This is a genomic window from Streptomyces durmitorensis, from assembly GCF_023498005.1.
Classification (GTDB): domain Bacteria; phylum Actinomycetota; class Actinomycetes; order Streptomycetales; family Streptomycetaceae; genus Streptomyces; species Streptomyces durmitorensis.
Genome location: NZ_CP097289.1, coordinates 1,519,458 through 1,532,461, shown reverse-complemented (window position 1 = coordinate 1,532,461; position 13,004 = coordinate 1,519,458). Strand labels below are relative to the sequence as shown.

Below are 13,004 nucleotides of genomic sequence, written 5' to 3'. Positions count from 1 at the left end.
GATCAACCTCCTGAACCCGCGCGGTTGGCGCGGACGAGCAGCCAGAGCAGGATCGGCGCGCCGAGCACGCCGGTGACGATGCCGACCGGCAGTTCCGTGCCGGAGACGAGTGTGCGGGCGATGAGGTCACTGCCGAGGACCACCACGGCCCCGGTGAGCCCCGAGGCGAGGGTGGGCGGCCACGCCGTGCGGGCGAGGCGCTGGGTGATCTGTGGCGCGGCGAGGGCCACGAAGGCCACGGGTCCCGCGGACGCGGTGGCGAAGGCGACGAGCCCGACCCCGCAGAGCAGGACTGCGAGGCGCACCGGCTGCACCCGGGTGCCGAGCCCGGTGGCCACGTCGTCCCCCAGTTGCAGGGTGCGCAGCAGCCGCCCGAGCAGCAGCGCCGCGGGCAGCAGCACCGCGAGGGCGATCGCGAGCGGCCCGACCTGGCCCCACGTACGGCCGTTGAGGTTGCCGACCAGCCAGCCGAGCGCTGCCTGCGCCTGGAACCGGCCGCCCCTGGCCAGGAGATGGTCGGTGGCGCTGGTGCAGATCCAGGCCACTCCGACGCCGACCAGGATGATGCGGTAGCCGGTGGCGCCGCGGCGCCAGGCCAGGGCGTAGACGACGAGCGCCGTGGCCAGGGCGCCGAAGAGCCCGAGCGCCTGGGTGCCGAGGCCGCCGTCCCAGCCGAGGACGATCCCCGCGACGACGGCGGTGCCCGCGCCCTGGGTCAGGCCGATCATGTCGGGGCTCGCCAGCGGGTTGCGGGTCATGGTCTGGAACAGCGCGCCGGACACGCCGAAGGCGACCCCGGCGAGCAGTCCGACCAGGGCGCGGGGCAGCCGCAGTTCCTCGACCACGAGGACGGTGCCCGGGTCGCCGGAGCCCGCGAGGGCGCGTACGACATCGGCGAAGGCGATCGGGTAGTCGCCGATCGTCAGGCCCCAGCAGAACAGCAGGAAGCCGCCGACGGCGAGCACCGCGCCCAGCGCCACGAGCCGGGGGCGCAGGATTCCGGAGACGGGCGGCACGGTCAGCCGGAACGTACGGACGGAGGACCCGTGGGTGCGGACGGCTGACCCGTGGGTACGGACGACGGACGAGCCGCGCGCGGTCTTCGAGCCGCTCATCCTCATACCTCCGACAGGTGGCGTCGGCGGACCATGGCGATGAAGAACGGGCCGCCGATGAAGGCGACGACGACACCCGCCTGGATCTCGGTGGGCCGTGCGACGACCCGTCCGACGATGTCGGCGGCGAGCAGCAGGCACGGGGCGAGCAGCGCCGAGAGCGGAAGCAGCCAGCGGTGGTCCGGGCCGATCCCCGCCAACTGGGCCAGCACGCGGGCGACATGCGGAACGATCAGCCCGATGAAGACGACCGGGCCGATCACCGCGACCGCCGCGCCGGTCAGGAGCGTGACCGCGGCGACCCCCTGGAGCCGGACCAGACCGAGCCGCCGCCCGAGCGATGCCGCCACGTCGTCACCGAGGGCCAGGCTGTTGAGGGCCGGTGCGCACGCCAGGGCGAGGGCCGTGCCCACCGCGATGAAGGGCAGGATCCGCAGGACCGTGGCGCCGTCCTGGTCGGCCATCGAACCGGCGGAGAAGAAACGGAAGCGGTCGAGCGCGTCGGGGTCGGTCAGCGCGATCGCGCTGGTGAGGGAGGAGAGCAGCGAGGTCACCGCGACACCGGCGAGGGCCAGTTTGACCGGCGTCAGGCCGGATCGGCCCAGCCTGCCGAGCAGGTAGACCAGGACGCTCGCCACGAGAGCGCCCGCGAAGGCGAACCAGACGTACCCGTGGAACGAGCCGACGCCGATCACCCCGACGGCGAGCACGATGGCGAAGGAGGCACCGGCGCTGACGCCGAGAATGCCCGGGTCCGCGAGCGGATTGCGGGTCAGGGCCTGCATGAGCGCGCCGGAGAGACCGAGGGCCGCGCCCGCCGCGATGCCGAGCGTGGTGCGGGGCACGCGTGCCGACCAGACGATGTTCTCCACGAGCCTGCTCGGAGCGTGGCCGAACAGCGCCCGCACGACCTGGTCCGGCGGAATGCTGGCCGCGCCCAGGGCGATCGACAGCACGCAGAGCACGGCCAGGACGGCGCCGAGCAGAGCCACGAGAAGGGTCGGACGGACCCTTCTGCTCCGCGTCACCTTGCAGTCTCCAACAGCCAACTCCCTTAGGGGTGGCGGGACTTGGGCGTGGTGCGGGACGCGAAATCCGCCGAAGCCGGGCCGGTCGATTAGGTTACCCTAAGTTTTCGGCCACCGCCGGTGAGGGCTCCCGCCGCTGCCGCCGCCTTCCGGCCTCCGCCCCCGCGGGCCCCTAGGCTTCCTCCAGGCATCGGCCCCTACCCCTGGAGCGCACACCGTGTTCGACCCCGCACCGGAGCACCCGTACCCCGACGGTCACCGACCGGACGAGGCTCCGGCACCGCATCCGCTGCTCGCGCCCGTGCTCGGTCTCCTGGGGACCTGGCACGGCCGGGGCCAGGGCGAGTACCCGACCCTCGACGCGGACTTCACGTACGCCCAGGAGGTCACCTTCAGCCACGACGGGCGCCCCTTCCTGCGCTACGAGGCCAGGGCCTGGCTGCTCGACGCCGACGAGGCGCCGCTGCGTCCTTCCGCCCGGGAGAGCGGCTGGTGGCGGATGCAGCCCGAAGGGCGGGTGGAGGCGCTGATCACCCAGCCCACCGGCATCGCCGAGATCGCGGTGGGCCAGGCCGCCGGCGGCTCGATCGACCTCTCCACCAGCGAGGTGGCGCGCACCCCTACGGCCAAGGAGGTCAAGGCCACCCGCCGCCGCTACACGTTCACCGACGACGGCCAACTCACCTTCGTCCACGACCTGGAGGCGGTCGGCCAGCCGCTGCAGCACCACCTCTCGGCACTGCTGAGGCGCACGGCGTAGGCCACGCGGCGCCCGCCGTCCGTACGTGGCCCATACGTGGCCCATACGTGGCCCGTACGTGGCCCGAAACCGGCCTTGACCGAGCCTCGCCAAAGTCTATGGTCTGGACTAATCGGCCATCGCGAACATCTGGCCCCACCTCTTCTCGTACCCCCCCACCCAAGTACGTCGCGCAACCTGCAGAAGCACTTCACGCACACCCCCACTCCACAGCGCCGTGAAGGAGTTACGCATGCACAGGAAGCGGAAGTTGGCCGCGATGATAGGTGCGGGCCTGGCACCGGTCCTCGCCCTCACGCTGCCGACCGGTTCGGCCAGCGCGCACGGATACGTCAACGCACCGGCCAGCCGGCAGGCGCAGTGCGCCGCCGGCACGGTCGCGTGCGGAGAGATCAAGTGGGAACCCCAGAGCGTCGAGGGGCCCAAGGGTCTGCGCAGCTGTAGCGGCGGCAACGCGCGGTTCGCGGAGCTGAACGACGACAGCAAGGGCTGGAAGGTCAGCGACGTGAGCAGGACGCAGACCTTCACCTGGACCTTCACCGCACGCCACCGCACCGCGAACTACGAGTACTTCGTCGACGGCACGAAGGTCGCGACGATCGACGGCGGCAACCAGCAGCCGCCCGCCACCGTCTCGCACCAGGTCAACCTCGGCAGCGCCACCGGCAGGCACAAGGTGCTCGCGGTCTGGAACATCGGCGACACGTCGAACGCCTTCTACGCGTGCATCGACGTGAACATCCGTTAAGGCAGGTCTCCGGGGCAGGTCGGCCGGGGCAGGTGTCCAGGGCAGGCGTCCTTGACGCACATCTCTCCGGTCATGGCTCTATGAACTGATACGTCCTCTGGTTACCCTCCGCCGCATGATTTCCACGGTTGTCTGGGGTACCGGAAATGTCGGCCGCGCGGCCATCCGTGCCGTCGAGGCCCACCCGGCGCTGAAGCTCACGGCCGTGCTCGTCCACAGTCCCGACAAGGTCGGCCGCGACGCGGCCGACCTCGCCGGGCTCGACGGGCGGTCGGGCGTCGCCGCGACCGACGACATCGAGGCGGTCCTCGCGGCCTCGCCCCAGGCCGTCGTCTACGCGGCCTCCGGCGACATCCGCCCCGACGAGGCCCTCGACGACGTCGGCCGGGTGATCCGGGCCGGAGCCGTCGTCGTCACCCCCGCGCTCTACGCGCTCTACGACCAGCGCAACGCCCCGCCCGAGCTGCGGGATCCGGTCGTCGCCGCCATTGCCGAAGGAGGCGGCTCCCTCTTCGTGTCCGGCGTCGACCCCGGCTGGGGCAACGACGTACTGCCGCTGTTGATCAGCGGACTCGGCAGCACCGTCGACGCGATCCGCTGCCAGGAGATCTTCGACTACTCCACGTACGACCAGGAGGATTCCGTACGCCACCTGATCGGCATGGGGCATCCGATGGACTACGAGCCCCTGATGCTCGCCGAGACCGTCCCGACCATGGTGTGGGGCGGCCAGATACGGCTGATGGCCAGGGCGCTCGGTGTCGAACTCGACGACATCCGCGAGACGTTGGAGCGCCGCGCGCTCGCCACCTCGGTGACCACGCGCACGATGGGCGACTTCGAGAAGGGCACCCAGGGTGCCGTGCGGTTCGAGGTGCAGGGGATCGTCGCAGGAGAGCCCCGCATCGTCATCGAGCACGTCACCCGCATCCACCCGTCGTGCGCACCGGACTGGCCGACGCCGCCGGACGGCGCGGGCGCGCACCGGGTGATCATCGAGGGCCGCCCGCGCATCGAGGTGACGGTCGAGGCCACCGACGAGGGCGAGAACCGGTCAGCGGGCGGCAACGCCACCGCGGTCGGCCGTCTGGTCGGCGCCATCGACTGGCTCGTGGCCGCGGAGCCCGGACTCTACGACGCGCTGGACATCCCGCTGCGCCCCGCGACAGGCAAGCTCGGAAGGAGCCAGAAATGAAGATTGACATTCCCGAGGGGCAGGAGCCGATCGGGTACGTGTGGGGTGACATGGTCCCCGGGATCGGCATGGCCGCCGCGAACTTCTCGCTGGCGGTGTACGAGCACACGACCCTGGGGCTGCGGGAGTTCGAGGCCGCACGGCTGCGCGTCGCGCAGATCAACGGGTGCCTGTTCTGCCTCGACTGGCGGACCGAACGCGAGGGGCAGAAGGTCGAGGAGGAGTTCGCCGAAGCGGTGACCCAGTGGCGCACCACCGACGCCTTCGACGACCGGACACGCCTTGCCGCCGAGTACGCCGAGCGGTACGCCCTGGATCACCATGGCCTCGACGAGGAGTTCTGGACGCGGATGACCGCGCACTACAGCCAGCACGAGATCGTGGAGCTGAGCATGAGCATCGGCTCCTGGCTGGCGTTCGGCCGACTCAACCATGTGCTCGGCCTCGACGCGGTGTGCGTCCTGCCGGGGCACTGACGCTTCCTGCCCCGGCACCGGGAGGACACGGCTACAGATCGGTCGCGATGATCTTCTCGATGTTCCGTTCCGCGAGCGCCGTGATGGTGACGAACGGGTTGACGCTCGTGTTGCCGGGGATCAGCGAGCCGTCGATGACGTACAGGCCCGGATGGCCGTGCAGACGGCCGTAGTTGTCGGTGGCCTTGTTCAGGACGGCGCCGCCGAGCGGGTGGTAGGTGAGGTGGTCGCCCCAGATCTTGTACGTGCCGAACAGATCGGTGCGGTAGATCGTCCCCTCCTTTGAGTTGATCTTGTCGAAGATGGTCTTGGCGGCGTCGATGGACGGCTGCTTCCATGCCGTCTGCCAGTTCAGCTCCGCCTTGCCCGCGGCGGCGTTCCAGGAGAAGGACGCACGGTTCGGGTTCTTGGTGATCGACAGGTAGAACGAGGCGTACGTCTCGATCCCGGTGGGCAATGGCGCCACCTCGGCGAACGCGCCACCGGCCGCCCAGTTGTCGATGCCGCCCGTGGGGATGGCCGACTGGACCTTGCCGGTCGCGTCCCACATGTGGTTGGCGCGGCCGCACATGACGTTGCCGTTGTCGCCCCAGCCCTTGCCGATCTCCCCGTTCAGCTGGGGCAGCGCGCCGGTGGCTTTCAGTTTGACGAGGAGTTTGCTGGTGCCGACGCTGCCGGCCGCGAAGAACACCCGGTCCGCGGTCACGGACTTGGTGGCGGTGGTCGTGCCGCTGGTGTTGAGCTGCTCGATGACGACGGTGTAGCCGCCGCCGGACGCGGGGGAGACCGTGGTGACCTTGTGCAGCGGGGAGATGGTGACCTTGCCGGTCGCCTTCGCCTTGGCGATGTAGGTCTTCTGGAGCGACTTCTTGCCGTAGTTGTTGCCGTAGAGGATCTCGCCGGCGACCGCCGACTTGGGGACCGTTCCGGCGGCCTCCTGCTTCATGTAGTCCCAGTCGTAGACACCCGGCACGAAGACGAACGGGAAGCCGGAGCGCTGGGCGTGCTTACGGCCGACGCGGGAGTACTGGTAGCAGTCGACGCTGTCGAACCAGGCCGGGTCGATGGTGCTGACGCCGAGACCGGCGTTGGCGCGCGGGTAGTACGTGGAGTACATCTCGTCGGCGTTGACCGACGGGAGGATGGCGCCGAAGTTCTCGCGCTTGGGCGTGACCGCCATGCCGCCGTTGACCAGTGAGCCGCCGCCGACGCCGCGGCCCTGGTAGACGATGATCCCGCCCATCTCCTCGGCGTCGAGGATCCCGGTGTAGCGGGGGATGTCCTTGTCGATCGGGAAGCCGAGGAAGTTGCTCAGGGGCTGTTTGGTCCTGGTGCGCAGCCAGTAGGAACGGCCGTCGGGCGAGGTCGTGTGGGCGAAGATCTTGCCGTCGGAGCCGGGGGTGTCCCAGGCCATGCCCATCTCGATCATGTGGACGTCGACGCCTGCCTGGGCGAGACGCAGGGCGGCGACGGAGCCGCCGTACCCGGTGCCGATCACCAGGACGGGGACGCGGGCTCCGTCGCCGATGGGTCCGGCCGCCGCCTGGGAGTCTGCCTGGGCGGCGGCGGGGATGGCCTGAGCGGAGAGGGTGACTGCGCCGAGAATAGAACCAGTTCCTGCTAAGAATCTTCGCCGTGTGACGCCCTCTGGATCGGTAATGCGCGTGGTAGTGCCACTCATGTGACGTTCCTCACTCTCGTAGGAATGGGAACGAGTTCTACTGCTACTGGCGCATTAAGTCACTGCATACCTAGAGGTAACTTCTGTCCGATCTTGTACCTATGCGCCACCGTCGCCCAGGAGCTGCTTCCGTGCCAGGTCGACATCGAAGTCCCCTCGCGGGTACTGCGGATCCAGCTCGTCCAGGTGCTCCAGGAGCAGGCTGCTGATCGCCCAGTTGCGGTACCACTTGCGGTCCGCCGGGATGAGGTACCACGGGGCATGCGCCGTCGAGCAGCGTTCGAGCGCGATCTCGTACGCCTCCTGGTAGGCGGGCCACAGGGCGCGCTCCGCGATGTCGCCCGGGTTGAACTTCCAGTGCTTGTCCGGGTTGTCGAGGCGTTCGAGCAGGCGGCGCCGCTGTTGTTCGTAACTGATGTGCAGGAAGCACTTGATGACGGTGACGCCGTCGTCGGTGAGGCTCTGCTCGAAGCGGTTGATCTGGCCGTAGCGGCGGCCGAGCTGTCGGCGGGGGGCCAGTTCGTGGACGCGGGCGATGAGGACGTCCTCGTAGTGCGAGCGGTCGAAGATGCCGATCTCGCCGGGTAGCGGCAGGGCCCGCATGATGCGCCAGAGGAAGGGATGGCTCCGCTCCTCGGGCGTCGGCGTCTTGAAGGCCTTGATGCGGCAGCCGGAGGGGTTGAACGGGCCGATGACGTGCTTGACCGTGCCTCCCTTGCCGCTGGTGTCCATGCCCTGGAGCACGAGGAGGACGCGACGGCGGTCGCCCGCGGTGCTCGCCGCGTAGAGCCGCTCCTGGAGGTCGGCCAGGCGTTCGCCCATCCGTGCGGTGGCCAGGACCCCGGTGGCCTTGTCCGGCGGTCCCGCCGGGGTCGCGTCGGCGGCGTACTGGGAGAGGTCGACGCGCTCGCCCTCGGGGATCCGCAGCAGCTCGCGGAGCGGGGCGGGGGCCTTGCCGGATTTCTTGCTGCCCTTTTCCTTCTTCTTGTCCTTGTTCTTGTCCTTGGCCATCGAGCGAACCCTTCCTCCGGTTTCCCTCGATGGTCGCCGCGTGGACGGGGGGCCGCCACTCAGTTCGGGCCTGAAGGGGAGCCTTGTAAAGGAATCTTTCTAAAGATATCTTTACATCATGTCGGAGACCTCTGAAACCGCCTCCCCGGACGGCACGCCGCCCCGCAGCATCCGCCTCACCGACCCCCGCGCCCTGCGCGCCTACGCCCACCCCACGCGCATGGCCCTGGTCGGCCTGCTGCGGAGGAGCGGGCCATTCACGGCCACACGTGCGGCCGAGCTGACCGGCGAGTCCGTGGCCAGCTGCTCGTACCACCTGCGGATGCTCGCGAAGTACGGGCTCGTCGAGGAGGCGCCAGGCGGCCGGGGGCGCGAGAAGCCGTGGCGGGCGACCGCCCAGTTCACCGACTGGCCCGGCTACAGCGAGGACCCGTCCGTCGCCGAGGCGTCGGACGCGCTGAACACCGCCGTCGCCGAGCGGTACTTCGAGCGTGTCGTCCGGGCCAAGGAGAAGCGGCACCTCCTGCCGCGCGCCTGGCAGGAGGCGGAGCAGTTCGGCGACACGTTCATCCACCTCACCCCGGAGGAGCTGGCCGGCATCGGCGAGCGGATGAACGACCTGCTGCGTCCCTACGAGGACCGCAACATCGACCCGTCCCTGCGCCCCGAAGGAGCGCGGCGTGTCAGCGTGCTGCGCATCGCCTTCGTGGACCAGGAGATTCCTGACGAAGTCCCCGACGGCGACGCGGACGCCGACCGGTGAAGCTCGCGGAGCGCATACCCGGCCTCCTGCGTGAGCGGACCTTCCGGAGCTACTGGACCGGGCAGACCGTCTCCCTCGTCGGCAGCGAGATCTCGCTGATCGCCATCCCGCTCGCCGCCGTGCTCGTCCTGGGCGCCGACGCCGCCGAGATGGGCTGGCTCAAGGCGGCCGAGCTGCTGCCCACGCTGCTCCTCAATCTCCCGCTGGGCGCGTGGGCCGACCGGCAGGCCCGGCGGCGGCGCGCCATGATCGCCGCCGATCTCGCCCGCGCGGCGCTGCTCGTGACCCTTCCGGTCGCATACCTGCTCGACGTCCTCACGCTCGGGCAGCTCTACGCGACGGCGTTCGCGATCGGTGCGCTGACCGTGCTCTTCGACGTCTGCAACAACACCTTGTTCGTGGCGCTGGTGCCCCCCGAACGCTATGTGCAGGCCAACTCGCTGGTCAGCGGCAGCCGTTCGATGTCCTGGCTCGCGGGCCCCGGGGCCGGCGGGCTCCTCGTGCAGATCCTCACCGCCCCCTTCGCCCTGCTCGCCGACGCCTTCACCTATCTCGTCTCGGCCCACTTCCTCGCGCGGATCGAACCGGTCGAGCCCGTGCCCGAACCCGTGGGCAAGGGGCACTTCACGGCAGGCCTGCGGTGGGTGGTCAAGGAGCCGTCGATGCGGGCGCTGTTCGCGTGGTCCGGGACGATCCAGTTCTTCAACTACATGTTCCACACGCTCTTCGTGCTGTACGTGACGGTCGAACTCGGCCTGGGCGCGGGCGTTCTCGGTGCGATCCTGAGCGCCGGCGCCGTCGGCGGTCTGATCGGCGCGGCGTGCAGCGGAAGGATCGTGCGCCGCTTCGGCATCGGACCCTCGATCCTCTGCGGTTCCGTGGGATTCACCCTGCCCCTGGTGCTCGTGCCGCTCGCCGACGGTCCGCTGCCGCTGATCGTCGCCACGCTCTTCGTCGCCGAATTCCTCAGCTGCGTCGGGGTGATGGTCATCGACATCGCCTCCGCGTCGCTCCAGATGGTGCTGATCCCGCAGGCCATCCGCTCGCGGGTGATGGGCGCCTTCCGCACCCTGAACCACGGCTTCCGCCCCCTGGGCGCCCTGCTCGGGGGCTTTCTCGGCTCGGCCATCGGGCTGCGCCCGACGCTCTGGATCGGCACGGCCGGAGCGGTCCTCGCGGTGCTGTGGCTGCTCCCTTCGCCTGTGCCGGGCACCCGGGAGCTGCCGGAGCCCGCCGCTCAGGACTCCGTGCCCGTCTAGAGGGCCGACGGGTGGCTCAACCGGCGTCCAGGATCGGCATGTTGGGGGCGAATGCCTGGACGGCGGTCCGCAGGGCCTGCGGGTCGAGGCGCCAGAGGTTGACCGCGCGGCTCGCCAGGAAGAGTTCGTGGTCGACCTGCGGGGCAAGACCGGCCGTCTTCTCCGGGGTGAGCGCCGAATTGGGGCCGGGCAGGAGCGGCGCTCCGGGGCGGCGCCGGACGCCGATGTAGTTCATCGCCGAGCCCGTCATCTGCTGCCGCCACGTCACGAGCGCCGTGATGTCCTGCCACGGCACCAGGGCGGTCTGCGTGTGGTAGCGGGCCGGAGCGCCTCCGAGCAGCACGCCGGTCCCGTCGACCCGGAACGCGGTCAGCCGCTTCCAGCCCGCGCCACCGAAGAGCTGGGCGGGGCTGCGGGTGAAGTGCGCCTCGTAGGCGGCGGAGTTCGTGTCGGCCATGGTCAGAGGCTATCGAGGCCTTCGCGGGGCGGCGTCGGCGGACCGGTGGGTCAGGCCCGGGGCGTCGTGCGCGCTGCGCGAACCATTGACATCCCATCCCGGCGTAGAGAAGCTCCATCACGCCCGTGTTAACGCTAACACCGGGCCGACACACACCTGGGGGAGCCACCCATGTCAGGTAGTCGTCACCGCCTTCATCCCGCCCCGGGCACCCCGCTGGACCGCCGCACCCTCCTCGCCGCGGCCGCCGCGGGAGCGTTCGCCACGGCCTGCGGAACCGCGAGCGGCCAGCCTCCCGGCAGGGTCGGCGTGCTCGGTGACAGTGCCGCCTGGGAGAAGCCGATGGCCGCAGCGGGGGCGGCGATGAAGTCCGTGGCGGGCCTGCGGCTCGTACCGGAGGTCAATCCGTCCCTGGAGTCGTTCGAGCAGGTCGTCAAGTCCTCGCTGCGCACCAGCAAGACACCGGACATGCTCAAGTACTGGTCGGGCTACCGGCTCCAGGACCTCGCCCGCACCGGCGGCATCGTCGACCTCACCCGGCAGTGGGACAGCGCCGTCGCGAAGGGATGGGTCGACGCCTCGTTGCGGGACGCGTTCACCTACCGGGGCCGGGTCCACGCCCTGCCGATGAACCTCGCGTACTGGGTGTTCTTCTACAACATCGAGGTGTTCGAGGAGCACCGCCTCCAAGTCCCCGAGACCTGGGCCGACTTCCTCGCCGTCAGTGCGCGGCTCAAGGAGAGCGGGATCACCCCGCTGCACGGCTCGGCGGCCGATCGCTGGCCCGCGTTCATCTGGTTCCAGGAGGTCCTCAGCCGCCAGGACCCCCAGTTCTACGAGGACTTGATGAACGGCCGGGAGCGATACACCGACCCGCGCGCCGAACGTGCCCTGCGCACCCTGGAGTCCTTCTTCGACAAGGACTGGTTCACCTCCATGGACATGAGCCACGCCGACGCCGCCGCTGCCCTCGTCCACGGCAAGGTCGGGATGGTCCCCTGCGGCACCTGGCTCGGCTCGACCCTGGTCGGCGCGGGCGGAAAGCCCGGCAAGAACCTCGGTGCCTTCGTGCTGCCCATGGCGGACCCGAAGGCCCGCCCCTGCGTCATCTTCGAGTCCAGCGCCCTCGTCTCCACCGTCAAAGGGCCCGACCGGGCAGAGGCGTTGGAGGCGGCGGGCCACTGGCTGGAGCCCGCCGTGATGAAGGCCTTCTCGCACAGCCTCCAGGACGGCTGCCCCAACCCGAAGGTCGAGCCCCCGAACCCGATGATCGCCGGGCTCGCGAAGAAGGTCCGCGGCGAGCGGCTCTGGCTGCTCAACCGCTTCTGGGAGCAGGGGCCGCCCGAACTGGTCGAGGCGACCGTCGACGATCTCGCCGGGTTCCTGCTGGACCCGTCGTCGGCCCGCGGGACGCTGCGGACCATGCAGGACCGCGCGGACGAGGCGTGGCAGGTATGGCGGGAGGCGGAGGAGACATGACGCAGGTATGGCGGGAGGCGGAGGAGACATGACCGAGATCGTCACCCCCGCCCAGCGGGCCGCGAAGCCCGTGCGCGTGCGCCGCCGGGTCCCGACCCGCACCCCGCACCAGGCCGCCCGCGCCGCCCGCGGCAACGGCAGGCTCGGCGGACCGCTCGCCGCCCTGCCCTGGGCGCTGCCCGCCTTCGCGTTCGTCGGCGTACTCCTCGTCTATCCGTTCTTCCGCAGCGTCTACGACAGCTTCTTCGAGGACAACGGCTTCACCAGCACCTTCACCGGCTTCGACAACTACGCGCGCCTCGCCGACGACCCGATCTTCGGCCGGTCGCTGCTCAACACCCTGATGTGGGTGGCGGGGACCCTGCTCCTGCCCGTACTCGCCGGTCTTCTCATCGCCGTCGCCACGCACCGGACGCGGTTCGGCGGCATCGCCCAGCTGGTGATCGTGCTGCCGTACGCGATCTCCGCCGCGGCCACCGCCGTCCTGTGGAACTTCATGCTGACCTCCGACGGCGCGGTCAATCAGGTGCTCCGCGGGGTCGGCCTCGACTCGTGGGCGCAGACCTGGCTCCTGGAGTGGCCGCAGAACACGCTCTCGATGATCGTCGCCAGTACCTGGCAGGCCACCGGGCTCAATGTCGTCCTCTTCGCGATCGGACTTCGCGCCATCCCTCAAGACACCGTCGAAGCAGCCCAGTTGGACGGCGCGAGCGGCTGGCGGATGTTCCGGTACATCACGCTGCCCCAGCTGCGGGCCGTGACCGTCGTCGTGGTCGGGATGGCCATCGTGAACAGCCTCAAGGCGTTCGACATGATCTGGATCCTCACCAAGGGAGGCCCCTCCCGCTCCTCCGAGACCCTTGCCCTGAGCATGTACCGCGAGGCGTTCCGGCTCTTCCACATCGGCTACGGCTCGGCGATCGCGCTCGTCCTCTCGGTGATCGTCGTCGCCTCCTCCTGGATGTACCTGCGCCGCCAGATGCCCGAGGCCGACGCCCGCACCGCCAACGCCAAGGCCTGAGGAGGCACCTC

13 protein-coding genes are annotated in these 13,004 nt (G+C 70.1%); 8 read left to right on the top strand and 5 right to left on the bottom strand.

What is annotated here, in order from left to right; genetic code table 11:
• Window positions 1-2: 2 nt before the first annotated feature.
• Entirely contained in the window at window positions 3-1,115 is a 1,113-nt protein-coding gene (locus tag M4V62_RS07120; protein ID WP_249586376.1) for a FecCD family ABC transporter permease, read from the bottom strand.
• Window positions 1,116-1,117: 2 nt separating this feature from the next.
• A complete protein-coding gene (locus M4V62_RS07115; RefSeq protein ID WP_249586375.1) occupies window positions 1,118-2,143 on the bottom strand; it encodes a FecCD family ABC transporter permease in 1,026 nt (341 codons plus the stop codon).
• A gap of 217 nt (window positions 2,144-2,360) precedes the next feature.
• On the opposite strand from M4V62_RS07115, the gene M4V62_RS07110 reads away from it, so the two are divergent.
• From M4V62_RS07110 to M4V62_RS07095, 4 genes are all read left to right on the top strand, one after another.
• Entirely contained in the window at window positions 2,361-2,903 is a 543-nt protein-coding gene (locus tag M4V62_RS07110) for a heme-binding beta-barrel domain-containing protein (RefSeq protein ID WP_249586374.1), read from the top strand.
• 232 nt (window positions 2,904-3,135) lie between these two features.
• Entirely contained in the window at window positions 3,136-3,651 is a 516-nt protein-coding gene (locus tag M4V62_RS07105) for a lytic polysaccharide monooxygenase auxiliary activity family 9 protein (RefSeq protein WP_249586373.1), read from the top strand.
• 115 nt (window positions 3,652-3,766) lie between these two features.
• Window positions 3,767-4,846 carry an NAD(P)H-dependent amine dehydrogenase family protein gene (locus M4V62_RS07100; protein ID WP_249586372.1) on the top strand — a complete coding sequence of 360 codons (1,080 nt, stop codon included), beginning with the start codon at window positions 3,767-3,769 and terminating at the stop codon, window positions 4,844-4,846.
• Window positions 4,843-5,322 carry a carboxymuconolactone decarboxylase family protein gene (locus tag M4V62_RS07095; protein WP_249586371.1) on the top strand — a complete coding sequence of 160 codons (480 nt, stop codon included), beginning with the start codon at window positions 4,843-4,845 and terminating at the stop codon, window positions 5,320-5,322. The genes M4V62_RS07100 and M4V62_RS07095 overlap by 4 nt, the downstream gene beginning before the upstream one ends.
• 31 nt (window positions 5,323-5,353) lie before the next feature.
• On the opposite strand, the gene M4V62_RS07090 is transcribed toward M4V62_RS07095, so the two are convergent.
• The gene (locus M4V62_RS07090; protein ID WP_249586370.1) at window positions 5,354-7,003 is read right to left on the bottom strand and encodes a GMC oxidoreductase; all 1,650 of its coding nucleotides are present in this window, start codon (window positions 7,001-7,003) and stop codon (window positions 5,354-5,356) included.
• Window positions 7,004-7,102: 99 nt separating this feature from the next.
• On the bottom strand, window positions 7,103-8,014 hold the full coding sequence (locus M4V62_RS07085) for a PPK2 family polyphosphate kinase (protein ID WP_249586369.1): 912 nt from the start codon (window positions 8,012-8,014) through the stop codon (window positions 7,103-7,105).
• A gap of 118 nt (window positions 8,015-8,132) precedes the next feature.
• Between M4V62_RS07085 and M4V62_RS07080 the strand changes: the two genes are divergently transcribed.
• Together M4V62_RS07080 and M4V62_RS07075 are read left to right on the top strand one after the other, a co-directional pair.
• A complete protein-coding gene (locus M4V62_RS07080; RefSeq protein WP_249586368.1) occupies window positions 8,133-8,777 on the top strand; it encodes a winged helix-turn-helix domain-containing protein in 645 nt (214 codons plus the stop codon).
• Window positions 8,774-10,036: an MFS transporter gene (locus M4V62_RS07075; RefSeq protein ID WP_249586367.1), complete on the top strand. Its 1,263-nt coding sequence runs from the start codon at window positions 8,774-8,776 to the stop codon at window positions 10,034-10,036. The genes M4V62_RS07080 and M4V62_RS07075 overlap by 4 nt, the downstream gene beginning before the upstream one ends.
• A gap of 16 nt (window positions 10,037-10,052) precedes the next feature.
• On the opposite strand, the gene M4V62_RS07070 is transcribed toward M4V62_RS07075, so the two are convergent.
• Window positions 10,053-10,493 (bottom strand): hypothetical protein, encoded by a 441-nt coding sequence (locus M4V62_RS07070; protein WP_249586366.1) that lies wholly within the window; start codon window positions 10,491-10,493, stop codon window positions 10,053-10,055.
• Window positions 10,494-10,664: 171 nt separating this feature from the next.
• On the opposite strand from M4V62_RS07070, the gene M4V62_RS07065 reads away from it, so the two are divergent.
• Together M4V62_RS07065 and M4V62_RS07060 are read left to right on the top strand one after the other, a co-directional pair.
• On the top strand, window positions 10,665-11,972 hold the full coding sequence (locus M4V62_RS07065) for an ABC transporter substrate-binding protein (RefSeq protein ID WP_249586365.1): 1,308 nt from the start codon (window positions 10,665-10,667) through the stop codon (window positions 11,970-11,972).
• 28 nt (window positions 11,973-12,000) lie between these two features.
• Window positions 12,001-12,993 carry a carbohydrate ABC transporter permease gene (locus M4V62_RS07060; RefSeq protein ID WP_249586364.1) on the top strand — a complete coding sequence of 331 codons (993 nt, stop codon included), beginning with the start codon at window positions 12,001-12,003 and terminating at the stop codon, window positions 12,991-12,993.
• Window positions 12,994-13,004: the final 11 nt, after the last annotated feature.